The organism is Nonomuraea sp. B19D2 (assembly GCF_040137845.1).
In the GTDB taxonomy this organism is placed as follows: Bacteria; Actinomycetota; Actinomycetes; order Streptosporangiales; family Streptosporangiaceae; genus Nonomuraea.
Genome location: NZ_JBEFAK010000025.1, coordinates 1 through 21,384, shown reverse-complemented (window position 1 = coordinate 21,384; position 21,384 = coordinate 1). Strand labels below are relative to the sequence as shown.

At 68.8% G+C, this 21,384-nt stretch carries 25 protein-coding genes and 1 pseudogene; 5 read left to right on the top strand and 21 right to left on the bottom strand.

What is annotated here, in order from left to right:
• Positions 1-28: 28 nt before the first annotated feature.
• The 4 genes from ABN273_RS36020 to chrA all read right to left on the bottom strand — a co-directional run bounded on the left by ABN273_RS36020 (position 29) and on the right by chrA (position 2,948).
• Positions 29-532 carry an NADH-quinone oxidoreductase subunit B family protein gene (locus ABN273_RS36020; RefSeq protein WP_349453579.1) on the bottom strand — a complete coding sequence of 168 codons (504 nt, stop codon included), beginning with the start codon at positions 530-532 and terminating at the stop codon, positions 29-31.
• A gap of 21 nt (positions 533-553) precedes the next feature.
• A complete protein-coding gene (locus ABN273_RS36015) occupies positions 554-904 on the bottom strand; it encodes an ArsR/SmtB family transcription factor (RefSeq protein WP_349453578.1) in 351 nt (116 codons plus the stop codon).
• A complete protein-coding gene (locus ABN273_RS36010; RefSeq protein WP_349453577.1) occupies positions 904-1,080 on the bottom strand; it encodes a hypothetical protein in 177 nt (58 codons plus the stop codon). Before ABN273_RS36010 ends, ABN273_RS36015 begins: the two co-directional genes overlap by 1 nt.
• Positions 1,081-1,745: 665 nt before the next feature.
• Complete coding sequence (chrA, locus tag ABN273_RS36005; RefSeq protein ID WP_349453576.1) at positions 1,746-2,948, bottom strand: chromate efflux transporter; 1,203 nt, start codon at positions 2,946-2,948, stop codon at positions 1,746-1,748.
• 352 nt (positions 2,949-3,300) lie between these two features.
• Between chrA and ABN273_RS36000 the strand changes: the two genes are divergently transcribed.
• A complete protein-coding gene (locus ABN273_RS36000) occupies positions 3,301-3,807 on the top strand; it encodes a DoxX family protein (RefSeq protein ID WP_349453575.1) in 507 nt (168 codons plus the stop codon).
• Positions 3,808-3,867: 60 nt separating this feature from the next.
• Here the strand turns inward: ABN273_RS36000 and ABN273_RS35995 are convergent, their stop codons facing one another.
• The 10 genes from ABN273_RS35995 to ABN273_RS35950 form a co-directional block, all read right to left on the bottom strand.
• A complete protein-coding gene (locus tag ABN273_RS35995; RefSeq protein ID WP_349453574.1) occupies positions 3,868-4,188 on the bottom strand; it encodes an Rv3488 family transcriptional regulator in 321 nt (106 codons plus the stop codon).
• Between the two features lie 145 nt (positions 4,189-4,333).
• On the bottom strand, positions 4,334-4,591 hold the full coding sequence (locus tag ABN273_RS35990; protein WP_349453573.1) for a winged helix-turn-helix domain-containing protein: 258 nt from the start codon (positions 4,589-4,591) through the stop codon (positions 4,334-4,336).
• Positions 4,588-5,460: a hypothetical protein gene (locus ABN273_RS35985; RefSeq protein WP_349453572.1), complete on the bottom strand. Its 873-nt coding sequence runs from the start codon at positions 5,458-5,460 to the stop codon at positions 4,588-4,590. Before ABN273_RS35985 ends, ABN273_RS35990 begins: the two co-directional genes overlap by 4 nt.
• 11 nt (positions 5,461-5,471) lie before the next feature.
• Positions 5,472-6,422: an acetamidase/formamidase family protein gene (locus ABN273_RS35980; RefSeq protein ID WP_349453571.1), complete on the bottom strand. Its 951-nt coding sequence runs from the start codon at positions 6,420-6,422 to the stop codon at positions 5,472-5,474.
• Positions 6,415-7,245 carry a carbon-nitrogen hydrolase family protein gene (locus tag ABN273_RS35975; RefSeq protein ID WP_349453570.1) on the bottom strand — a complete coding sequence of 277 codons (831 nt, stop codon included), beginning with the start codon at positions 7,243-7,245 and terminating at the stop codon, positions 6,415-6,417. Before ABN273_RS35975 ends, ABN273_RS35980 begins: the two co-directional genes overlap by 8 nt.
• Positions 7,246-7,256: 11 nt before the next feature.
• Positions 7,257-8,060: an ABC transporter ATP-binding protein gene (locus ABN273_RS35970; protein WP_349453569.1), complete on the bottom strand. Its 804-nt coding sequence runs from the start codon at positions 8,058-8,060 to the stop codon at positions 7,257-7,259.
• Positions 8,057-9,004: an ABC transporter ATP-binding protein gene (locus ABN273_RS35965; RefSeq protein WP_349453568.1), complete on the bottom strand. Its 948-nt coding sequence runs from the start codon at positions 9,002-9,004 to the stop codon at positions 8,057-8,059. Before ABN273_RS35965 ends, ABN273_RS35970 begins: the two co-directional genes overlap by 4 nt.
• Positions 9,001-9,861 (bottom strand): ABC transporter permease, encoded by an 861-nt coding sequence (locus ABN273_RS35960; RefSeq protein ID WP_349453567.1) that lies wholly within the window; start codon positions 9,859-9,861, stop codon positions 9,001-9,003. The genes ABN273_RS35965 and ABN273_RS35960 overlap by 4 nt, the downstream gene beginning before the upstream one ends.
• Positions 9,858-10,820, bottom strand: a complete 963-nt coding sequence (locus tag ABN273_RS35955; protein ID WP_349453566.1) for an ABC transporter permease — start codon at positions 10,818-10,820, stop codon at positions 9,858-9,860. Before ABN273_RS35955 ends, ABN273_RS35960 begins: the two co-directional genes overlap by 4 nt.
• The gene (locus tag ABN273_RS35950; RefSeq protein ID WP_349453565.1) at positions 10,820-12,361 is read right to left on the bottom strand and encodes an ABC transporter substrate-binding protein; all 1,542 of its coding nucleotides are present in this window, start codon (positions 12,359-12,361) and stop codon (positions 10,820-10,822) included. The genes ABN273_RS35955 and ABN273_RS35950 overlap by 1 nt, the downstream gene beginning before the upstream one ends.
• A gap of 324 nt (positions 12,362-12,685) precedes the next feature.
• Here ABN273_RS35950 and ABN273_RS35945 point away from each other — a divergent pair, with 324 nt between their 5' ends.
• Positions 12,686-13,357: a GntR family transcriptional regulator gene (locus tag ABN273_RS35945; protein WP_349453564.1), complete on the top strand. Its 672-nt coding sequence runs from the start codon at positions 12,686-12,688 to the stop codon at positions 13,355-13,357.
• A 42-nt stretch (positions 13,358-13,399) separates the two neighbouring features.
• Here the strand turns inward: ABN273_RS35945 and ABN273_RS35940 are convergent, their stop codons facing one another.
• Entirely contained in the window at positions 13,400-13,624 is a 225-nt protein-coding gene (locus ABN273_RS35940; protein ID WP_349453563.1) for a hypothetical protein, read from the bottom strand.
• Positions 13,625-14,319: 695 nt separating this feature from the next.
• On the opposite strand from ABN273_RS35940, the gene ABN273_RS35935 reads away from it, so the two are divergent.
• Positions 14,320-15,198: a potassium channel family protein gene (locus ABN273_RS35935; protein ID WP_349453562.1), complete on the top strand. Its 879-nt coding sequence runs from the start codon at positions 14,320-14,322 to the stop codon at positions 15,196-15,198.
• A 568-nt stretch (positions 15,199-15,766) separates the two neighbouring features.
• Here ABN273_RS35935 and ABN273_RS35930 read toward each other — a convergent pair.
• Positions 15,767-16,423 carry a CBS domain-containing protein gene (locus tag ABN273_RS35930; protein ID WP_349453561.1) on the bottom strand — a complete coding sequence of 219 codons (657 nt, stop codon included), beginning with the start codon at positions 16,421-16,423 and terminating at the stop codon, positions 15,767-15,769.
• A 96-nt stretch (positions 16,424-16,519) separates the two neighbouring features.
• On the bottom strand, positions 16,520-17,362 hold the full coding sequence (locus ABN273_RS35925) for a universal stress protein (protein WP_349453560.1): 843 nt from the start codon (positions 17,360-17,362) through the stop codon (positions 16,520-16,522).
• A gap of 153 nt (positions 17,363-17,515) precedes the next feature.
• Between ABN273_RS35925 and ABN273_RS35920 the strand changes: the two genes are divergently transcribed.
• Positions 17,516-18,172, top strand: a complete 657-nt coding sequence (locus ABN273_RS35920) for a pyridoxamine 5'-phosphate oxidase family protein (protein WP_349453559.1) — start codon at positions 17,516-17,518, stop codon at positions 18,170-18,172.
• Between the two features lie 292 nt (positions 18,173-18,464).
• Here ABN273_RS35920 and ABN273_RS35915 read toward each other — a convergent pair whose 3' ends face one another.
• The 4 genes and pseudogenes from ABN273_RS35915 to ABN273_RS35900 all read right to left on the bottom strand — a co-directional run bounded on the left by ABN273_RS35915 (position 18,465) and on the right by ABN273_RS35900 (position 20,034).
• Positions 18,465-18,590, bottom strand: coding sequence for a cation-transporting P-type ATPase (locus ABN273_RS35915; RefSeq protein WP_349453558.1), 126 nt, complete (start codon positions 18,588-18,590; stop codon positions 18,465-18,467).
• A gap of 421 nt (positions 18,591-19,011) precedes the next feature.
• A pseudogene (locus tag ABN273_RS35910) lies at positions 19,012-19,170 on the bottom strand (flavodoxin family protein); the annotation flags it as partial.
• Positions 19,171-19,180: 10 nt separating this feature from the next.
• Positions 19,181-19,651, bottom strand: coding sequence for a CBS domain-containing protein (locus tag ABN273_RS35905; protein ID WP_349453557.1), 471 nt, complete (start codon positions 19,649-19,651; stop codon positions 19,181-19,183).
• Positions 19,648-20,034, bottom strand: a complete 387-nt coding sequence (locus ABN273_RS35900; RefSeq protein ID WP_349453556.1) for a universal stress protein — start codon at positions 20,032-20,034, stop codon at positions 19,648-19,650. Before ABN273_RS35900 ends, ABN273_RS35905 begins: the two co-directional genes overlap by 4 nt.
• Before the next feature lie 352 nt (positions 20,035-20,386).
• On the opposite strand from ABN273_RS35900, the gene ABN273_RS35895 reads away from it, so the two are divergent.
• The gene (locus ABN273_RS35895; RefSeq protein ID WP_349453555.1) at positions 20,387-21,100 is read left to right on the top strand and encodes a DUF305 domain-containing protein; all 714 of its coding nucleotides are present in this window, start codon (positions 20,387-20,389) and stop codon (positions 21,098-21,100) included.
• Positions 21,101-21,384 lie beyond the last annotated feature (284 nt).

Below are 21,384 nucleotides of genomic sequence, written 5' to 3'. Positions count from 1 at the left end.
GCCAGAGCCGCAACGAACAGAGAACCCGTCATCGGCCGGTCAACCCGCGCAAAGCCTCGACGATCGCCTCAGGCCGCGGCGGGCAGCCCGGCACCTCGACATCCACCGGAACCACATCCGCGACCGCGCCGGCCACCCCATAGGCACCCGCGAACACCCCGCAGTTCCTGGCACAGTCACCCAGCGCGACCACCATGCGTGGCTCGGGCACCGCCTCATATGTGCGGCGCAGCGCCACCTCCATGTTGCGCGTCACAGGCCCGGTGACAATGAGAGCGTCGGCGTGCCGTGGGGAGGCCACCAGCCGCGCCCCGTAGCGTTCCGCGTCATAAACAGGGCCGAATGCCGAGGCGATCTCCACCTCACATCCGTTACATGAGCCCGCATCCACATGCCGGATCTGGACTGACCCGCCCAGCTCCGGGGCCTTGCTGCCCGTTTCTGTGCGCTCCGGCGTGGGCTCCGCCACCCGCCCTGTATTCCTGATTTTTCGCCACAAACCCGCCACAATGACTCCTTGCTCCGTGCTCATGTACCGAACATCTCGCAGGAGTCATCCGGGCCGCGGAGGGTGTGTATCCGCGCGGCGCAGCTCGGCCAGCAGCTCACCCTGACCGGCGATCATGTCGGTCAGGATCCGCCGCGCAGCCTGCAACAGATCAGCCACATCCGTGCTGCTCAAGGCATAGATGACAGTGCTGCCCTCACGACTGGCGGTCACGATGCCCGCCCTGCGCAGCACCGCCAACTGCTGGGACATGTTGGACGGCTCCACCTCGATCGAGGTGAGCATGTCCCGCACCGACAAAGGCCCCCTCTGCAAAAGCATCAGCACCTGAATCCTTACCGGATGCCCCAGCGTGCGAAAGAACTCCGCCTTCGCCTGATACAGCGGAACCGGCATCAGGCCCCACGCTCGCCATCTACCGCGATCCCATGCTCCGCAGCCAAGCGCAGAATATCCTCCAGGTCGGCGGACCGAACCTGCATCTCGTAGGCGTCGCCCGATTCCATGGCGGCCTGCAGTGCCTGGCGTGCTTCGCGCAGCCTGCGCCGCATACTGCCCGCGAAGTCCTCCACCTGCGCCTCCCGATCCAGGGAACCAGCGATCCCATAATGTCGCTAATTGAAGAGTTCTTCAAACCCTATGTCGCGAAGACTTGCATCTGCCAAACTCGACAGTTACCCGAAACCTTGGTCTTTCTGGTACGAATCCATCCTCGTAAAGGGGCCTTCGCGAACACGACGACGCCACCGAGGCACTAGCACCAGCCACGGGCGGACCAGCAGTTCCTGGTCAGGCAAATGTGTTGGATATTCGGCGGATACTACGTCGACATGGACCCGGGACCCGCGGGCTGCCCGGGCAGAAGGCAAGTCACCGGATCTCGGCCCGCGTGCCCTGGGCGGCCCTGCGGCGTGGCCAGTTCCTGCGGCATGGCCATGCCGGGCATTGTGCCGGGCGTGATCGCGGGTGCGCCGTGCCCGTGGCCGCTCATCCAGGCCATGCCGGCCGCTTGTCCCTGATGGTGAACGCCATATCGACGGCCTGTGGGTTTGTCCATGGCCGGTTCAGCCTCCCGGCGGTCCGGCCCATGATCGGATGCTTACGAGAGCCCTTTTGTCCTTCTCCGCATTCGGCCAGGGAGCGTCAGAGGAGTTCAGCGCCACACAACTGGCAGAAACGGGTCGCGGGCAGTTCGGTGCGGACGGAGACAGGATCTCCCGCGACGGGGATGCACCGGTTAGGTGAGCAGGGTGTGGGCCAGGCCGATGGCGGCGCCGGCGGCGATGAGGTAGGCGTTGTTGAGGCGGGTCTTCCACAGCAGCCCGAGCGTGGCCAGCGCGATGACCGCGGTGAGCGGGTCGATGATCGCGGTTCGGCCGAGCTGGAACGACACCCCGGCCATGAGGGCGAGCGCGGCGCCGTTCACGCCGTCCAGCAGGGCGGAGGTCCACGCGCGGGAGCGCAGCCAATCGGTGAGCTTGGTGAGCAGGCCGACGAAGACGAACGAGGGCAGGAAGATGGCCACGGTGGCCAGGAAAGCGCCGATCGGTCCGGCGATGAGGTAGCCGAGGAAGGTGGCGGTGGTGAACACCGGGCCGGGGGTGACCTGGCCGATGGAGATGGCGTCGATGAGCTGCTGGTTGGTGATCCAGCCGAGCCGGTCGACGAAGTCGCCGCGCAGGAAGGCCAGCAGCACGTACCCGCTGCCGTACAGCACGGAACCGATCTTCAGCATGGTGCCGAACAGCTGAGCGAGCTGGCCGCCCGTCGGATCAGGGAAGAGCGGGGAGCCGCCGAGGGTGAGCCATGGGGCGGCCAGCACGCCCTGCAGCCGGTCCGGGCGGTGCACGGCGCGGGCTGCGACGGCCAGCAGCGCGCCGGCGGCCAGCACCAGCAGCTCGTTGACGCCCAGCAGGTAGGCGGCCAGCGCGGCGACCGCGAGCGCGCCGAGCCAGACGTTTTTGATGACGGTGCGGAGCAGGCCGAACAGGGCATGCGCGATGATCGCGATCACCACGGGGACGACGCCGTACAACACGCCCCCAGCCGCCGGCGTGCTGCCGTAGGTGACATACGCCCAGGCCAGTGCGGTGACGATGAGCGCGGCCGGGAGGATGAAGCACACCCCGGCGGCGATCAGGCCGCGCCAGCGGGCCCGATCGTAGCCGAGGTGGATGGCCAGTTCGGTGGAGTTGGGGCCGGGGATGAGGTTGGTGGCGCCCATCAGGTCCACGAACCGTTGGTCGCTGACCCAGCCGCGGCGGCGCACCAGCTCATCGCGCATCATGGCGGTGTGCGCGGCCGGGCCGCCGAAGGCGATCGTGCCGAGCTTGAGGAACAGCAGCGCGACTTCCCCGGTCGTCCGCCAGCGCGAGCCTGGCTCACGTTCCCGGTCGTGACCGGGAGGGCCTGCCGGAGTGCCGGCGTGGTGCTCATCCACCGTTGTCGTCTCTCCCGTGGCGTGGCGTGGTGTGACCTTCAGGGCTCGGTACGGCCGCCGGGACATCTGGCCACAGATAAACGCATATCGATATCGGATGACGATAGCGAACCTTGGTCTGACGCTTGGCATCGGGGGCCGATATCGGGGTACGAGGGTCCAGGCGGGCACCATGTCCAGCGCAAACAGGGGAGATCTCATGGCTGACCAGGCCTCCGGCACCGAGGACGTTGGCCGGGTGATGGAGACCATGCCACTGCTCCCGCAAGGCCTCGATCGGCGCGACCGAGCTGCTGCGTAGCTGCCGCATCACCGTTCCACGGGGATGCACGGACGGAAGACGAGGAGGGCGATGAAGACCCGGGTGAACGACATGTGGTGGCGGCTGGTCCGCACGCGCGCGCCTGGCGCGGTGGCGTGGATCCGGCTGTATGTGGGGGCGATCTTCGCCTCCGAAGGGGTACAGAAGTTCCTGTTCCCCGGCGATCTCGGCGCCGGCAGGTTCCAGGCGATCGGATTTCCCATGCCGGGTTTCGTCGCCGCCCTGGTCGGCGTGTTCGAGATCGCCTGCGGGGTGCTGCTGCTGGCCGGGCTGCTGACCCGGCTCGCCGCCCTGCCGATGATCGTCGACATGGTCGTCGCGCTGGCTTTGACCAAGGTGCCGATCCTATGGGGGAGCTCCGCCCTGTTCGCCGATGAGCAGGGCTGGTGGGATTTTGCCCACGAGTCGCGTACCGACCTGGCGATGCTGTGCGGCAGCACCTTCCTGCTCACTGTGGGCGCCGGACGCTTGTCGCTGGACGCCATCCTGCAGCGCCGTCACCCGGCGAACCGGGCGTACCCGGCAGCAGCGCGCTGACGGCGGCATCCGCGCCTACGCCTGCTTTCCTCTGTCCTGGGATCGGCTCGAGGAGTGCGCTTACGCGACGCCTGGTGGCCGGTCGGCCTCGGGCAGCACCTCGCGGGCCAGTTCCGCCAGCGCGGCACGGTCCTGAGCCAGCGCCGCCCGCCCCGCCTCGGTGGCCCGGTACACCCGACGTACCCGGCCGTCGACCACTTCCTGGTGGGAGACGAGCAGCCCGTCGGCCTCCAGCCGGTGCAGCGTCGGATACAGCGTGCCGGGGCTGATGGCATAGCCATGCTGTTTGAGCTCCTCGGTCATCCATGCCCCGTGAATGTCCTGCTCGGCCGCGTGGTGCAGGATGTGCAGCCGCACCGCCCCGCGCAGGAACTCCCGCATCGACCCTCCCCGCCTTGACTTGACGTCATCGCCCCCTCCAGCTTATGACGAAACCGATATCGGCTTGCGATGCCGCACTCCACGGTCGACGCCTGGAGCGCGCTGCTCACCTGTCGTTCGCGCCGCGTTCACCGTCCGAGAACGGCTACGCCCCTCCGCCACGCCCCACGCTGGCCCGGCTTCCGAAGTCATAGGACCAGACTCCGTCAAGGATCTGCGCCGCAGTGAGCACACGATCCGGCGTGCGCATCAACAACCGCAGCAGCGCGAACTCATGAGGGCTCAGCTCAACCGGCTCGCCGCCGCGGCTGACCTCGCAAGCCGCTTGTCCATCACCAAACCCCCGACCATCAGCCAGCCCGCGGCCGGCCAGGACCTGGTAGCCGCGAAAGCCCGAGGTCACCCTCGAGAGTCTGGCACTGCGGACTGCGGACGCGGCCGGTCCGCGTCGACGGTGATGACGTGGTGGAAGAAGGCTTTGACCCGGCTGATCACGCCGGGCCCGTAGTGCCCGACGCCGGGGACCACGTCGTACCGGACGGGGATGCCGTGCTGTTCCAGGCTGCGTTTGAGGGCGAGCATCCGCATGGTGCGGGGGATGCCCTCGTCGTTCACCCCCTCGATCCAGGCGGGATGTCCTGGCGGGACGTTGTTCACGTGGGTCTGGGTGTCCTCGGCGCCGATCACCAGGTGCATCGCCGTCGAGCCCAGGGCCGCGGGATCCACCCTCCTGCCCATCGCTTCCTCGGCGCCTGCGATGCCCGCCGGCCAGCGCAGAGTCTCGTCGAGGAGGGTGACCGCGCCGGGTGCGCCGATCGACACCGCGCGGACGCGTTCGGGATGCAGGTAGGCGAAGCGGTGGGCGTACTGGCCGCCTCCGGAGTAGCCGAAGAGGAGGAAGCGCCGGCTGTCGACGCGGTAGACAGCGGAGATCTCCTCGACCATGGCGAGGAGGACCTGGTCGAAGCGGATGCCGCGGTGTTGGAGGTACTTGTAGCCGTCGAACTCGCCAGGGTCAGGGATGCCGACGGGGAAGAGGGGGGCGAGCACGATGCAGTTGTTCGCCTGGCCGAAGTCGGTGAAGGAGTCCCGGTACGACTGGACGTCCCGCTCGGTTCCGTGGACCAGCACCGCGAGCGAGTAGACCGTGTCGGCGTCGATCCGGTAGTCGTCGGGGACGTACAGGCAGTAGGAGAACCTCTGGTCGTACTGGGAGGCGTACAGCGGGGTGCGGCCGATGTCGTACACGGAGAGTTCGCGCGGTTGGTGCATGATCGCTCGTATCAGTCAGAGGTGGATATGTGCGGCGGCAGAGCGTAGCGTGGCACGGCCACGTGCACGGATGACCAGCCGCCGTGCACGCATTGGTTCACCGTGACCTCCGCGACCGCGCCCAGCAGCTCATAGGCCTCCGCCGGCAGGTAACCGTACTCGGCGGTCAACCGGCGGCGCAGCTCGCCCATCGCCGAGCGGAGGTTGTCGTCCACGCCGACCCCGTGGGCGCAGCCGACCGCGCCGATCCGGTGCGGCTCGTCGAGGTGGGGCGCGGTCATGGCCGCCCCCGTGCCCTGCCGCACGTCGACCGTGACGGTGACGTCGGCGCTGGTCTCCAGGGCGGTGCCGGTGATCTCGGCGTCGCCCATCAGCGCGTGCACGTCCCCCAGGGACAGCAGCGCGCCGGGCACCTCCACCGGCAGCACGAGCACACTGCCCGCCCGCAGGGCCTGGCAGTCCATGTTGCCGCCGCATCTCGGGTGGGACAGCAGCGAGGAGAAGGGGTCCCTCGCGGGGGCCACGCCGAGCGAGCCGACCATCGGCCGGGCCGGGAGCGCCAGCGGTCCCCGCGAGGTGGGGAACCACACGGTGTCGCCGTCGATGGGGCAGATGCGGGTGTCGCCGAGCGGCGCGTCCACGTCGGGGAGGTCATGGATGAGAGTCACCGCGTACGGGCCGAGCCGGATGTCGTGCACCGTGACGGCCAGCGCGTCGCCCGGCTGCGCCTCGGGGATGGCGACGGGGCCGGACACGGGGTTGAACGCGCCGATGACCGTCAGCAGCTCGGCCTCGGTGCGGAAGCGCTGCTGCGGGGAGTCGATCCGGTTGGAGAAGCAGTCGAGCGTCTCGAAGACGAGGCTCGTCCCGCTGCTCACCTCGAACACCGGGGGCAGCCCGGGATCGTGGGCGAAGTGGTGCAGGCTCCGCGGCACGCGCACCGCCGTCGCCGGCTCAGCCATGGACCTGCTCCAGCGCCACCGGCCGGCCGTATACCGACGGCACCGCCTCGTGCGGCGCGTTGAGGGCGGCCCGCGCGCGGGCGAGCGCTCCCGCGTCGAGGTCGACCGTGATCAGCTCCGTCCCGTTCTCGGCGCAGGCCAGCACCCGTCCCCAAGGGTCGATCGCCATGGAGTGGCCGAAGGTTGCGAACCCGTCGTCGCTGACGCCTTCCTGGGCCGGGGCCAGGACGTAGGAGAGGTTCTCGATCGCCCGCGCGCGCAGCAGCGGCTCCCAGTGCACCGCGCCGGTGACCGCGGAGAAGTTGGACGGCACGCACAGCACGTCGGCGCCGGAGCGGGCCAGCGCCCGGTAGAGCTCGGGGAAGCGCAGGTCGTAGCAGATCGACAGGCCGAAGGTGAGCCCGCGGTAGGACACGTTGACGAGTTGTTCACCGGGCGTGGTGTAGGTGCCCTCGTCCTCGCTCACGTCCGCGGTCTGGAGCCGGAACAGGTGCACCTTGCGGTACTCCGCCGCGATGTGCCCGGACGGGTCGATGAAGACGGCGGCGTTGTACGGTCTGCCGGGGTTCTCCGAGGCCAGCCACAGCCCGCCGACCAGGACGGCGATGCCGTGCCTCGCCGCCGCCGCACGGAGCTGCGACAGCGTGGGCCCGTCGCGGTCCTCCACGAGGTCGGGCGCGGGCGCGCCCCGGTAGGCGCACGCCTCGGGGAGCAGGACCAGCTCCGCGCCGAGGTCCGCGGCCTTGCCGAGGCAGGCCAGCATGTCGTGGACATTGGCGTCCCGGTCTGGTCCTGAGGACATCTGGGCCAGGGCGACTCGCATGGATCTCCCGTTCATTCGAAGCTGAGGTCAGGGGTGGCCGCGAGCAGCGCGCGGGTGTAGGAGTGAGCCGGGCTCTGGGTCACCTGCGTGGCCGGCCCCTGCTCCACGATCCGGCCGCGGTGCATGACGGCGATGTGGTCGGCGACGTGTACGGCTGTCGCGAGGTCATGGGTGATGAGCAGGATGCCCAGCTCCCGGGTTCTGCGCAGCTCGTCGAACAGCTTGAGCACCCCGGCCCTGACCGAGACGTCCAGCATGGAGACCGGCTCGTCGGCGATCAGGTAGTCGGGTTCGAGGACGAGGCTGCCGGCGATGGCGACGCGTTGCCGCTGCCCTCCCGACAGCTCGAAGGGCCGCCGGTCGAGGAACGACTCCACCGGCGTGAGCCCGACCGCCGCGAGGGCGGCGTCGACGCGTTCGTCGCGCTCGGCTCGCGGGACTCCGTGGATGGCCAGCCCTTCGGCGACGATGTCCCGGACGCACTGGCGCGGGACCAGGGATTCGTACGGGTCCTGGAAGATCATCTGAACGCGGCGGCGGAACGCCTTGAGCTGCCCGCCACGCAGAGCGGTCAGGTCGACGCCGTCGGCCGTCACCCGACCGCCGGCCAGCTGCTGCATCCGCACCAGACACCGGGCCAGCGTGCTCTTGCCCGATCCGGACTCACCGACCAGCGCGAGGATGGTGCCCTTGTCCAGCGACAGCCGTACCCCGTCAACCGCGGGCACAGCCTGCGGCGGGCGGCGCCGCAGCGCGTCCGCGACCGACCGCCGCGCGCCGTATCTGACCAGGACGTCTTCGGCTACCAAACTCATGCCGTCACCTCCAGGAGATGGCAGGCGCGGGTCCGGCCGCCGCCCAGGTCGGTCAGCGGCGGTGCGCTGCCCGCGCAGCTCTCCAGCGCTTCGGCGCAGCGCGGCTGGAAGGCGCAGCCGGTCAGGGGCAGGTCGAGCCGGGGCGGCGCGCCGGGGATCGAGGTCAGCGGCCGCCGTCCGGCCAGGTCGGGCGTGGCCTCCACCAGCCGCCGGGTGTACGGATGGCGTGGCCGGCGCACGATGTCCGCGCAGGGCCCGCTCTCCACGATCGTGCCCGCGTACATGACGGCGGCCCGATCGCACAGGTGCGGCACGAGGGCGAGGTCGTGCGTGACCAGCACCACGGCCAGCCCGAGTGAGTCGCTGAGCTGCCTGAGCAGGGTGACGATCTGGTCCTGCACGATCACGTCCAGGGCCGTGGTCGGCTCGTCGGCCAGCAGGATCCTCGGCTGGCAGGCCAGCGCGAGAGCGATGACGGCGCGCTGTCGCTGGCCGCCGGACAGCTCGTGCGGGTAGCGGGAGCTCGTGTCCTTCGGCAGGCCGACGAGGTCGAGCACCTCGCGGGCACGGAGTTTGCCGTCCTGCCGGGAGCCGCCGTGGATGCGTACGGCCTCGACGATCTGGGCGCCCACCCGGCGTACCGGGTTGAGGGCGTTCATGGCCCCTTGGAAGACCATCGCGATGTCGCTCCAGCGGTGCGGGCGCATCGTCGCCTCGCCGCCGGCGAGGATGTCCTTGCCGTCCAGCAGCACTTGGCCGGAGACGGTGGCGCCGGCGGGCAGCAGGCCCATCATGGCCAGCATCGTCGTGGTCTTGCCGCAGCCGGACTCGCCGACGAGCGCGAGCCGCTCTCCCGGGGCGAGGTCGAGGCTGACGGAGCGTACGGCGCGCACTCCGGAGGAGAACTCCACGACCAGGTCGCGAACGCCGATCAGGCTGCTCATCGGGGCACCACCTGGAAATACTTGCGGGCCACGTGCGCGACCTTGAGCCGGGGGTTCAGGGTGTCCTCGATCGACTGGGACACCCAGTAGCAGCACATGACGACGAGCGAGATGGCGACGCCGGGCGGCGCGAAGGCCCACCAGGCCCCCTGCGTCATCGCCGTGCGCTGGAACGCGAAGCGGATCATGGTTCCCCAGGTGACGGTGTCGGGGTCGCCCAGCCCGAGGAAGGTGAGCGCGGTCTCGGTGAAGATCGCCAGTGCGATTGTGAGCGCGGCCATCGCGCTCAGCAGCGGGGCCAGCTGAGGCACCAGAAACCGCGTGATCACGCGGAGGTGGCTCGCGCCGAGCCCGAGGATCCGCCGGATGTGCGGCCGGTTCCTGAGCGAGGCGGTCTCCGCCCTGACGACACGGGCCGTGGACGTCCACAGCAGCAACGCGATCACCACGACGAGGTGGCCCAGGCTGCTTCCCCACACGGCCGCGATGACGATGCCCAGCGGCAGGGCGGGGATCACGATGGCGTAGTCGGTGATCCGCATGAGCAGGCCGTCGATCCAGCCGCCGAAGTAGCCGGCCACCACGCCGACGCAGCCGCCGACCACGACCGCCACCAGCGCGGCCGCGGCACCGATGAACAGCGTCGGCCGCGTGCCGTACAGCAGGAGGCTGAGCACGTCGTGGCCGCCGTCGTCGAGGCCGAGTGGATGCGCCAGGCCGGGCGGGCCGAAGACCGGGCCCACCTGCAGTGCCGGATCGTGCGGCGCCAGCCACCCGGCCAGCAGCGCGACCAGCGTGAGCAGCACGAGCATGCCCGCGCCCGCGGCGGCACGCGGGTTGGCGCGCAGGCGCTTCATCGGGCCACCCGCGGATCGAGCCGGACGTAGAGCAGGTCCGCCAGGAGGTTGAGGGTGACCACGGAGACGGTGAGCACGAGGAACACTCCTTGCAGCATCGGATAGTCGCGCTGGACCACTGCCTCGTACATCGCCCGGCCCACGCCCGGCCAGGAGAAGACGGTCTCCACCAGGATCGATCCGCCGATGAGACCGCCGAGCGACAGGGCGACGAGCGTGGTGATGGGCAGCATGGCGTTCGGCAGCACGTGCCTGGCCAGCGTGCGCGCCGGGCCGGCGCCGAGCGCCCTGGCCGTCAGCACGTGGTCGTCGCCCAGCGTCTCCATCATCGAGGAGCGCACCACCAGCGTGTACTGGCCGAACACGATGAGCGCGATGGTGAGCGCGGGCAGGGCCATGTGCCTGGCCAGGTCGGCGAGCCGCTCGCCCCAGGTGGGGTCGATCAGGAACTCGTCGTACATGCCCTGCGCGGGCAGATATCCGCCCAGCAGCAGGATCAGCAGCAGCCCGAGGAAGTGTGTGGGGACGGAGTAGAAGGCGATGGCGGTGTTGGTGCTCAGCCGGTCGACCCAGCCGCCGCGGTACCAGGCCGCCAGCGCGCCGGTGATCAGACCGATCAGCAGCGCGAGGAGGAGACCGGCGGTGACGAGTGGCAGCGTGTTGGCGAAGGCCTCCACCAGGCGGTCGCCCACCTTCTCCTGCGTGGCGAACGAGACGCCGAGGTCGCCTTGGGCGAGGCGGCCGAGGTAGATCCAGTACTGCTCCCAGAGCGGCTGGTCGAGGCCGAACTGCTGGCGCAGTGCCGCGCTGAGCTCCGGCGAGCCGCCGGGGACGCGTGACAGGTTCGCCACGGCGTCTCCCGGCAGCACGCGGAACAGCAGGAAGTTGAGCGTCACCACCGCGTACACGGTCACCAGGGTTGCCAGCAGGCGCCTGACCAGGTGGCTGGTGCCTGACATCAGGAAGCGGCCGTCGCGGACATGAGCCCGTAGCGGGACTGGGAGTCGAGGATGCCGAGCGGGGAGTCGCCGAACCCGGTCCACTTCTTGGCGTGCCCCTCGACGACGTCGTCGTAGTGGGTGACGATGTACGGCCGGGCGTCGTAGACCATCTGCTGCATCCGCCAGACGAGCTCCTTGCGCTCCTTGTCGTCCACGGCGCTGGCCTGCTGGTCGTAGAGCTCGTCGTAGGCCTTGTCGCAGTAGCCGGAGTCGTTCCAGCTTCCCCATTGCTCGCAGGTCATGCCGTTGAGCAGGAAGTCGGGGTCGCGCTGGGCGATCCAGCCCCACTGGGAGAGGGTGAACTGTTCGTACTTCTTGTCCGGGCCGGTCAGCTGGTCGAAGGCGGTGGCGTTGTCGGCCGGTCGCGGTTTGAGCTGGACGCCGATCTTCTTGAGGTCCTCGCTGACGATCTGCAGGGCGCGCTCGCCCTCGCCGCCCTCGACGTCGGGGATGATCACCTCGTACGACATCGGCTTGCCGTCCGCGACCCGGATGCCGTCCGGGCCGGGGCGGTAACCGGCCTCGTCGAGCAGGGCGGCCGCGCGGGTGAGGTCGAAGTCCACGGGCTTGACCGACGGGTTGTACCAGTCGCCGCTCGCGGGCGGCACGATGGAACTGCCCGGCGTGCCGTACCCGAGATAGGCGACCTCGATGATCCGCTTGCGGTCGACGGCGTGCTCGAAGGCCTCACGTACCTTCGCGTTCCTGAGCTCGGGGTGGGCCTTCTGATGCGGGCTCTGGTTGATGATGAGGTCATGGAAGCGGAAGCCCGGCTGCCGCGACACGGTGAAGCCGGCCTGCTCGACCGGTTTCGCGGCGGTGATCGGCAAGGGCGCCGCGTAGTCGATCTGCCCGGTCTTCAGCGCGTTCACCATCGCGTCGGGGCTGGTGAAGAACTGCAGGCCGAAGCCGCCCAGCTTGGGTTTGTCCCCGTACCAGTTCGGGTTCGGCTCCATCAGCGCGATCTGGTCCTTGGAGTACTTGCCGAGCCGGAACGGTCCACCCGTGACCAGCGGTGCGGGGTTGGGCGCCTGCTTAAGCTGCATGCCGTCGCCCGTCGCGTACTTCTCCCACACGTGGGCGGGCAGCACGGGGACCTTCGCCAGGCGGCCCAGCACGTTGGCGGTCGGCTTCTCATAGGTGATCACGACCTGCTCCGGGGAGGCCGCCGAAGCGGCCTTGACGTTCTTCACCGACGAGGCTTCGGAAGCGGTCGGACCCTTGCGATATTTCACGATCGTGTTGATGGTGAAGGCCACGTCGGCGGCGGTGAGCGGCTTGCCGTCCGACCACTTGGCGCCAGGACGCAGGTCGAACGTCCAGGTGAGCTTGTCGGCGCTGGCGGTCCACTTCGTCGCGAGATCGCCTTCCACGGCGCCTGAACCGGTGTACTGGGCGAGGAACGGGTAGTTGTACCGGAAGATCATCGCGCACGTCGTGCCGGTGGAGGCGAACGGGTTGATCGAGTTGCAGGTGAAGGTCGTGCCGATCCGCAGCACGCCGCCACCCCTCCCCGCGGCCTGAGACGCCGCGCCGGAGCCGCCGGAACATCCCGCAGCCAGCAGTCCTACCAGTGCAAATGCGGTGAGTCTAGTCTGAGGTTTCACCGTCGCGCCTTCCTTCTCCACAACCCACGAGGACTACCCGTACGGACCCGGACGCCGCTCCGGCGGCGGCCGTGTCGGCCGGGGGGATCACCGGAGCTTGTGTGGGATGGAGACGCAGTATATCGGTTGGCCTTTTCCTGGCAAGGGGCTGTTTTCCGGCAGTGGCCGAGGTCAAGGGGAGTCGCGTCGAGCGCTTGATACCGATATATTTGCGGCGTGCCCCTGCCTCAGGTGAAGTCATCCCGGCCCTACACGAGCGCCCAGCAGTTCGCGTACGAAGAGCTGCGCAGCTGGATACTCAACGGGGTCCTCCAGCCGGACGAGGTCGTCCGCGACGTGGAGATCGCGCAGTTCCTCGGTGTGAGCCGCACACCCGTGCGCGAAGCCCTCATCCGGCTCGGCCAGGAGGGCCTGGTGGAGGCCAGCGCCAGCCGCATGACCAGAGTGGCCGCGCTACCTCTGGGCAGGGCTCCCCATCTGTTCCAGGTCGGCGCGACACTCGACGCGCTGGCCGCCGAGCTCGCGGCGCCGCTGATGACCGAGAGCGATCTACACCTGATGGAGGGCCTGCTCGACGCCCTGACCCATACGAGCGCGCCCGACCGGCTGAGCACCCTCGATGAGGAGTTCCATCGGGTTTACTACCGCAGGGCCGGAAATCCGGTGCTGATCGAGGTGCTGGAGTCCCTCGACGAGCAGCTCCGCCGCATCGAGCGCCACATTTGGGGATATGTCCGGATACATGAGGAGGCCAACGAGGAACACCGCGTCCTCTTGGAGGCCCTCCGCGCCGGCGACTCCGCCGCCGCCGCGGCGGCGGCCCGCGCCAATTGGCTCCGCTCCTGGCAACGCGGCGAAGAACTCCTCCGGCCGACGACCTCAGCCTAGAAGCACTCGCCACCGGATGACCGCGATCATCCCATGATTACTCTAGGGCCGGACATGCCGGTCTTCCTGGGTATTCTCGGCGTAGCGGATGGCGGTCTTGGGGTCCAGGCCGAGGACGGCGGCGAGGTGGAGCGGGTCGGGGCCGTGCGTGAGGGCTTCTTCGAGTTGCCGGTCGACGCGCAGGCGCTCGAGGGTCGCGGCTTGGCCACGTAGTCGGGTCTTGGCGAAGTGGATGGTGCTGATCGGGCCCGTTCCGTGGGCGCTCATCTGGTTGATGAGCAGGTGCGGGTTGGCGGTGCTGGGCCAGTGGGTGCGGCGGCGGTCCAGCCATTCGAGCAGGATCTGGTGGGTGAAGTCGTCGATCGGTCGGGGGCGTCCGGCGATGGTGAGTCGACGATTGCCCAGGCCGACGTCCTCCAGCAGCAGGGCGCGGATCGCGCCGGGGCGGGCGGCGTGGACGGCCGGCGCAAGCGAGATCGCAGCAGTTCAGCGTGTAAGGCGTGGCGGTGTTCATGCGGCCAAGGGCTCGACGCGGGTCTCGCCGGGCGTTGGACCGCGGGTGTCGTCAACGTCCGTGTCGGCCGGCGAGGTCGTGGTGGGTAGTCGCCTGCCTCGGGCTCAGCCGATGAGTTCTTGCGGGATGCCGGGTCGGTACGGGTATGACTCCTTCCGCTGATCCGGCGACCGTCATGGACGGCTCCACGACTCTCCGCAGGATGTGCTACGCCGTCGTGCCTGCTTGAGCGCGCCGTTGATCTGTGCGGAGGTCACGCTTGGCCGCCGAAGCCGAGGGCGGTCACGCGGCTGCCGGCAGCAGCTTGGGAGTGCGGCGATTCGGCGCTCTGCGGTGCTGTTTTTCGGCTTAGGCTGCGAGAACGGAGTGACGGGCGACAGGAGCTGGGGCCCTCGCTGCCTGAGCTGCCCAGGCCACTTCACGGAACAGGGCTCGTGGGAGACGTTGTATGGACTGGTTGGTCTCGCTGGTAGGGGCCGGGGTGATCATGGCCGCTCTGCGGGACTTGTTCCATACGCTCTGGCACCCCACTCGTCACGGCGGTCTCAGCCGATTCGTCATGGCGGCGCTGTGGAGACTGGCCCGGCATGTCCGTGCGCGCAGGCGCGTGGTGGGGCTCGTGGGGCCGCTCGCCATGGTGACGGTGGTCGGCACGTGGGCCGCCGTCATCATCCTGGGCTGGGCCATCGTCTACTGGCCCCACATGCCGGAGTCGTTCACCTTCACGCCTGGTTCAACGGCGGCGCAGCAGCCGGCGCTGCTCGACTCCGTCTACCTCTCGCTCGTCATCGTCGCCACCCTTGGGCTGGGGGACATCGCGCCCGCCGAGGGCTGGCTTCGTCTGGTCTCGCCGCTGGAGGCTCTCGTCGGTTTCGTCCTCCTGACGGCCACGGTCACCTGGGTGCTCGAGATCTACCCGGCGCTGGCCCGCCGTAGGGTCCTGGCGGTCCGGTTGGCGCTTCTCCAACGCTCGGACCCGTCCCTCCAGCAGCTCGACTCCATCGTGGGCGCCACACTGCTGGAAAGTCTGGCCACCGACGTGGCGCGTGTGCGGATCGACTTCACTCAGTACGCCGAGGCGTACTACTTCCATGACGGCGAAGACCACTCGTCCCTGGCGGCCACGATCGGCTACGCCGATGACCTCGCCGAGCGCGGAAAGGCTGCCCAGCGGCCGGACGTGCGCCTGACCAGCGATCTGCTCGCCGGCGCGCTGCAAGACCTTGCCGCCATCCTTGACCAGCGCTTCCTCCACACCGGCGGAACACCGACGGAAGTCTTCACCGCGTACGCGGTCGACCACGGGCGCGGCCGCACACAGCCCTGACCACGGCGCCCAGACGGACGCCTCAGCTCTGCTTAAGCGCCGTCCAGCCCGGACACCCGCACCCCAGACCACGAGGTGCACGTTGGCGCGGACGGCGCCGAGTGGGACGGGGCCTGTTCGGCTCGCGGGTAGCCATCCGTATCCAGGCCTTGGACGCGGCTGCACCGTGCGGTGTGACGATGGCCCAACCAGCGTTCCGCCCTTCGGAGAGGTAGGCCCTTGTCTATCCAGGGCCGGACGCCCACCTCGAACACCATGACACCAGCCCTGGACGGTGACCGATCAAGGTCACGATGCCGGCCGACGCCCTTCGACTGAGCCGGGCCACCGTGACACGCTCGAAAGGTCCCAATCCGTGTCAGCCGGGCTCTGCCGTGCTGGCCCATCGCTCATCGGAACAGCGCATCGTCGATGGTGAAGCGCGCCAAGCGCCGAAAGGCCCGCGAAAGAGGACTTTGGGCACGTGCGACTTCGAGACCTTCGTTCCTTTCGGTCCTGCGGCCCGAATCTGACACCTTGGACGATCCCGTGTGACGTCGATCCGCCATGCCGCGTCCACGAGAGCCTCCTACATCCCCGAGGGGACGATGAGGAGGTCATCCTTGTCGAAGGTCACCGCGGACTTGACGTCCACAACGCCCTCGATCACCCGGATCCGTTCCGTCAAGACGACGGCCTGTGATTTCCACTCGACCCCGCCGCTGATTCTCACCACGCCCTGGTCGATCTCGATCGTGAACGCCTCGGGATTCGGAAGCACGGCCCTGATGTCCGCATCCAACTCCTCGGTCGGACGGGTGAAGACGCGCAACACATCGTGCCGGTGCAGGGTGCCGATGATCCGTCCGGAGACCACGTCGATCACGGGCAGCTGCTTGATGCGCTTGGCGTGCATCAGCCGGGCCGCGTCCCGTACGGGGGTGTCCGGCGTGATGGTGAGCGCCGGCGACGTCATGAGCTGAGCCGCCGTCACCCCGGCGGCCTTCTGGTGCTCCAGCCGCCGCCTGCGGGACTCGATTATCGGCACGCTGTACCGTGCCGTGTCGGTCTCCTTGAGCAGCAGGTCGTCCTCGGAGACCACACCCACCGGCCGCCGGTCCGCGTCGATCACGGTGACCGCGCCCACCCCGAACCGCTTCATCGCCTCCACGATCTCCGCGAATGAGGCATCCTTCAGCACGGCGATGGCCACGCGGCCCATGATGTCCTTGACTTCGATCGACATGAAATCCACCTCCACTCTCACGGTGCCCGAGTGCGGCCTCGCCCAGCAGTGGCCAATGTCCCCGATGTCGGTGACCAAGGTCATGACCAGCGGTGGTTACGCGCGGACGACCGCCACTGGGCAGTGGGCGTGGTGCAGAACGCCTCGACTGACGGAGCCGAGCACCATCGAGCCGAGGGCGCCGCGGCCGTGTGAACCCACCACCAGCAGGTCCGCTCGTTCGGACGCGTCGGTGAGCGCGTTCACCGGATCCGCCGACTGGACGTCCTCGACCAGCCTCACTTCCGGGTAGTCCCTGCTGAAGACGGCCAGCCGGTCGCGGACGACCTGATGCTGCGCCGTACGGACCTCGTCCATGTCGTAGGAGGCCTCCGGAGCGAAGGCGTGCACCGGCACCTGCCAGGCATGCAGCACCCGCAGCGCGCTCCCTCGAAGCCTCGCCTGCTCGAAGGCGTAGACCAGCGCGGGCTCGCACTCCGGCGAGTCGTCCACCCCGACCACGATCTCTCCATACGTCGGCCGATGTTCGCCCCGAACCACCACGACAGGACAGCGCACGTGGCCGGCCACGTGCGTACTGACCGAGCCAAGCAGCGCGCCGGCGAGCCCGCCCCGCCCGCGGCTGCCGACCACGATCTCTGTGGCGTCCTCGGCCTGTTCGCGCAGAACCTCGGCAGGCGCGCCCTCGATGTCCCGCGTCCCGACCTCCACGGTGGGCTGGCGCTCGCGGACAAGCGCCTCGGCCTCACGCAGGATCCGCTGCCCCTCGCTCAGCAGCGCATCCGGTATGGCGGCGTTGGGGAATTTGCTGACCTGGTACGGCGAGCGATCCACGGCGTGCACGAGCCGCAGCGGCACCCGCATGCGGAACGCGTCCTTGGCGGCCCACTCCACCGCGGCCCGCGCGGCCACGGAGCCGTCCACTCCTACGATGATCATGGCGTGTCCTCCTTCGTCACCTCCATCGGACCGCGCTTGCCTCGGTCCCCAGCAGGGCCGGAGGTCGGTCGCGTCAGGGACGAAGGGCCCTGCCTGCTTGGGGACCACATGGGTAGCTTCATGAGCACTATCAGCCAAGGGAAGGACCCGCCCATGACCGGCAGTGGTGACTTCGGACGTCGCATCAGCTATCACCGAGACCGGCTCGGCCTCACCCTCGAGCAGGTCGCCGACCGAGCGAACATGTCCACCGGATACGTCCAGTACCTGGAAAGCCATCTGGACATGCCCGACATGGGTACGGTGACTCGCCTGGCCGCCGCTCTGGAGACCACGGTCCAGGACCTGCTGGGCGGCGGGCGCGATCGCCCACCCGGCCCTGGTCCCGCCGCGGCCGATCCGGCACTGGAGGTTCTCGAGCCCGAGGAGTGTCTGCGGCTGGTCGCGCCTGGCGGCATCGGCCGGGTGGCGTTCAACAGTCCGGACGGGCCCACGGTGCTGCCCGTGAACTACAAGCTGCATGAGGGTGCCATCGTCTTCCGCACGGCCCACGGCGGTCCCATGGACCAAGACCTGCGCACCGGCGTGGAAGGCGTGGACATCAAGATCGGCTTCCAGGTGGATCGGATCGACGAAGCCCAGCGGGCGGGCTGGAGCGTCCTCGTCCAAGGCCCCGCCCACCACGTGCCGGAGGACGAGGTGGGAAAGGTCGCCGACGCCGGCGTCACCCCGTGGGCGGGCGGCGAGCGTCAGTTGTACATCCGCATCGTCCCGCACCAGATCACCGGCCGCCGAATCCATGGCCTCTGAGAAGTCTGCTGTCGGACGTGGTATGCCCGTAGCTCCCCATATGCGAGCTGGTCGGGACATGGCGCCGTATCGACTACCGCGTTCGCGCGTCCGGTTCCGAGCTTGGCGGACAGGCCGATGATCGAATCGTCCTCGACCTGCAGCCGGATCGCGATGCGGTCCAGCCGGCCGTTCAGCTCAGGTACCACCTCGGGCAGGGCTCTCTCAGGAGTGGAATCTCTGTCGCACCTTGGTGGGTGTCCGGCTTCAGGATCGTCGCGCGGGGTCGTGTACGGATAGGGGCCGAAGGTGCCTACGCGGCCCGCAGCGGCAGAGACGGCCGCCGCGGCTCGGGCAGCTCGTTGCGGCCGTGCTCGGCAAGCAGCCGCACCACCTCGTCGTCGGCGAGCCCGGCCTGGGCGTGGATAGTAGTGTCCATGCCCCCACCAGATCATTCGCGGTGGCGGGCACGCGCGAGCGGAAGGCCCCCTCTCAAGAGGACCTTCGGCGCGCTCTTGGAGCGGGGGGCGTTCAGGTGAAGGCTGGGTCAGCCACAGCGCCCCAGCATGCTCGCCAAGCTCAGGTACGGCCCGCCCTTGCCCGTGCACTCCTCGCCGACCGAGCTCAATGCGCATCCGCCTACCATGCTGAGCAGCAGGGTGGCGCGCGGCCGAGCCAGAAATGCGCGGCCTGCCGATGCGCGTGTCGAAGGCGGCCGAGCCTAACGCGGCCGAGAACGTATGCGGCGTGGCCAGCCATTCACGCGCGCCCTTCCCGCGGGAGACCAGCGACGCGGTGGCCTGCTGGGCGGCGGACTGACGGGTGGAGGCCCGGCTCATGGAGAAGGCGTGCGTCGGCGCGCCCACTACGAGCAGCCCGACCTCCTGTCCCATCTCCGAAGGCGCGGAGCCGACCTCGACCACCATGGCCAGCATCCGCGAGGCCAGCCCTTCGGCCATGGCCTCGGCGATCTGCTTGGTGTTGCCGTACATGGATTCGTAGACGACCAGCGCGTCCATCGTGCGACTCCTATCTGGTCTGATGGGGCAGGACGGGTTCGAGGTGGAACATCCCGGTGACGACTTCACCGACCCCTTTGGCTGGCCGGAGCCGTCCGGCGACGGCCATCAGCACGTCGCGGGCCGTGACCATGCCGATCAATCCGTCCGTGTCGACCACAGGCAGAGCGTCGCACTCGGCGTTGAGCATCGCCGCCGCGACCCGGGCCAACGGAGTCTCCGGCCCGACGACCGGCCGGCGCTCGGACCTCAGCATCGTCCGGACCTGGCGGTTGGACTGCTCCTGCGGCCCGCCGGACCAGGACGCCGCCACCTGCTCGCGCGTCAAGATGCCCAGTACGTGACGCCCGTCGACGACCGGCAGGTGATGCACGTCGGCGCGGCGCATCAGCTCCCAGGCCATCAACGGTGACTCGTCCGGCTTGACGACCACCAGAACGCGGCTCATCACCCGCTCGGCGGTCAGTGCTTCGACGGTCATGGCTCCTCCTTCGCGTGTGGCCGCACGACGGCGACCGGGCAGGTCACGTGGTGCAGCACGCCGTGACTGACCGAGCCGAGCACCGCCGAGGCGAAGCCGCCGAGCCCGCGGGAGCCCACCACAACCAGATCGGCCGTCCGAGCCGCGTCGATCAGCGCTTTGACCGGGTGCTCGCACGGCTGCTCGTCGGTGATGACGAGATCGGAGTTCCTCTCGCGCCAGGGAGTGATGCGCTGCTGCACTGCGTGGGCCTCCTGCCGAATGAGATCCGCGATCAGGCTGCTGTAGGCGACGGCGTACGGCGAGAATGCCGGTATCTGCCAGGCGGAAACGATGTGCAACACGACGTGGCAGAGGCAAAGACACCCGCCGGGTGCGGCCATGCGGTCTGGCCCGGCTCACAGTCACTGTGGCTGTGGAGTTGTGACTGCCGACCACTGCCAATGATCCGCTGCCGGGCAAGGCGCGCCGTGGGGATGGGGATCACTGTCGCACCTCGGCGGATGTCTGCCTCAAGGATGATCGTGCGAATCGGGTACGGGTAGGTCCGGAGGTCCTCGCTTCATCGGGACTTTCAGCCGATCCCGCCGAATGGTTCTTCAGTGACCTCGCGGGCTGACCCTCCGGCGGAGGACGTTGGTCCTGGTCATAAGGGTCGACTGGCCCTGGCCTGCCCCCATCGACCACTTTCAGGCTGGGAAGGTGATGAAGAATCCACAAGGTGCGGAGGTCGGCATGAAACGTGCCGCACTAGCGGCCATCGCGACCGGGGCGGTGCTGGCGACCGCGGCCACGGTGACCGGCATTGCCAACGCTGTGGCCGACACTACGTCGCAGGTCGTCGCCACGTGGCAGCCGGCCGCCTCACCGACTCCCCGGGGGGCCATGGGGCCGTGCAACTGGGTCGATGACGTGTACGTCAGCGACGAGGCCGGCTATCTGCCCCAGATGGTGGCCCATCACGAAGAAGCAGTGGCCGCGGCTGGGCAGCTGCAGCGCTCGAGCCGACCTCAGATGCGCGCCCTGGGCGCCTCGATCGTCACGACCCAAAACGCCGAGATCGCCACCATGAAGAGCTGGCTGGCCAAGTGGTATCCGAGGCATCCGGCGGCGCGCGATTACCGGCCGATGATGCGCGACCTGTCCAGGCTGTCCGGTGATGCGCTCGATGAGACGTTCCTGCAGGACATGATTCCACACCACATGGCGGCGATCATGATGTCGCAGCAGTTGCTGGCGTCCGGGCGGGCCGAGCATGCCGAGGTCGCCAACTTCGCCGCCAAGGTACGCGACACCCAGCACACTGAGATGTTCCAGATGCGGCGCTACCTGGCCGACTGGTTCGGGGAATCGAGTATGCCCTGTGGAGGATGGGACCGGCCAGGCCCACCTGGGCCGGGTCCATATGGGCCGGGCCCACACAGGCCAAGCGACATGATGGACAACTAGCCGACATCGCGGCATGGCGTCAACTGCGCGGCGACGGAGTCGGCCGGGCTCGGCGATGATCCGTTGGCCTGGCTACCGGGTTGAACAGGCGGTCGAGCAGTTCGAGTCGCTCGCGAACATCGACTTGTAGAACCGGGCGGTGATGACGTCGGGCGACGGTTCACGTCCAGGGAGATGGTGTGCGGGTGATCAAGCCCTTGGACTGGTACGGGTGAGATCCATGTGACAAGAGACGGCCACTCCGTAATCCTTCGATTCGCTCACATCAACACGAAGGGGACGAA

Bases quoted from the DNA above. Each gene is read 5' to 3' on its own strand.
- ABN273_RS35975 (WP_349453570.1), bottom strand. From the start codon at position 7,245: ATGCGAGTCGCCCTGGCCCAGATGTCCTCAGGACCAGACCGGGACGCC.
- ABN273_RS35995 (WP_349453574.1), bottom strand. From the start codon at position 4,188: ATGCGGGAGTTCCTGCGCGGGGCGGTGCGGCTGCACATCCTGCACCAC.
- ABN273_RS35900 (WP_349453556.1), bottom strand. From the start codon at position 20,034: ATGGCCGCACCCGGCGGGTGTCTTTGCCTCTGCCACGTCGTGTTGCAC.
- ABN273_RS35905 (WP_349453557.1), bottom strand. From the start codon at position 19,651: ATGACCGTCGAAGCACTGACCGCCGAGCGGGTGATGAGCCGCGTTCTG.
- ABN273_RS36015 (WP_349453578.1), bottom strand. From the start codon at position 904: ATGCCGGTTCCGCTGTATCAGGCGAAGGCGGAGTTCTTTCGCACGCTG.
- ABN273_RS35940 (WP_349453563.1), bottom strand. From the start codon at position 13,624: ATGAGCGCCCACGGAACGGGCCCGATCAGCACCATCCACTTCGCCAAG.
- ABN273_RS35965 (WP_349453568.1), bottom strand. From the start codon at position 9,004: ATGAGCAGCCTGATCGGCGTTCGCGACCTGGTCGTGGAGTTCTCCTCC.
- ABN273_RS35930 (WP_349453561.1), bottom strand. From the start codon at position 16,423: ATGTCGATCGAAGTCAAGGACATCATGGGCCGCGTGGCCATCGCCGTG.
- ABN273_RS35980 (WP_349453571.1), bottom strand. From the start codon at position 6,422: ATGGCTGAGCCGGCGACGGCGGTGCGCGTGCCGCGGAGCCTGCACCAC.
- ABN273_RS36000 (WP_349453575.1), top strand. From the start codon at position 3,301: ATGAAGACCCGGGTGAACGACATGTGGTGGCGGCTGGTCCGCACGCGC.
- ABN273_RS36020 (WP_349453579.1), bottom strand. From the start codon at position 532: ATGAGCACGGAGCAAGGAGTCATTGTGGCGGGTTTGTGGCGAAAAATC.
- ABN273_RS35915 (WP_349453558.1), bottom strand. From the start codon at position 18,590: ATGGACACTACTATCCACGCCCAGGCCGGGCTCGCCGACGACGAGGTG.
- ABN273_RS35895 (WP_349453555.1), top strand. From the start codon at position 20,387: ATGAAACGTGCCGCACTAGCGGCCATCGCGACCGGGGCGGTGCTGGCG.
- ABN273_RS35935 (WP_349453562.1), top strand. From the start codon at position 14,320: ATGGACTGGTTGGTCTCGCTGGTAGGGGCCGGGGTGATCATGGCCGCT.
- ABN273_RS35985 (WP_349453572.1), bottom strand. From the start codon at position 5,460: ATGCACCAACCGCGCGAACTCTCCGTGTACGACATCGGCCGCACCCCG.
- ABN273_RS35970 (WP_349453569.1), bottom strand. From the start codon at position 8,060: ATGAGTTTGGTAGCCGAAGACGTCCTGGTCAGATACGGCGCGCGGCGG.
- ABN273_RS35925 (WP_349453560.1), bottom strand. From the start codon at position 17,362: ATGATCATCGTAGGAGTGGACGGCTCCGTGGCCGCGCGGGCCGCGGTG.
- ABN273_RS35960 (WP_349453567.1), bottom strand. From the start codon at position 9,861: ATGAAGCGCCTGCGCGCCAACCCGCGTGCCGCCGCGGGCGCGGGCATG.
- ABN273_RS35920 (WP_349453559.1), top strand. From the start codon at position 17,516: ATGACCGGCAGTGGTGACTTCGGACGTCGCATCAGCTATCACCGAGAC.
- ABN273_RS35955 (WP_349453566.1), bottom strand. From the start codon at position 10,820: ATGTCAGGCACCAGCCACCTGGTCAGGCGCCTGCTGGCAACCCTGGTG.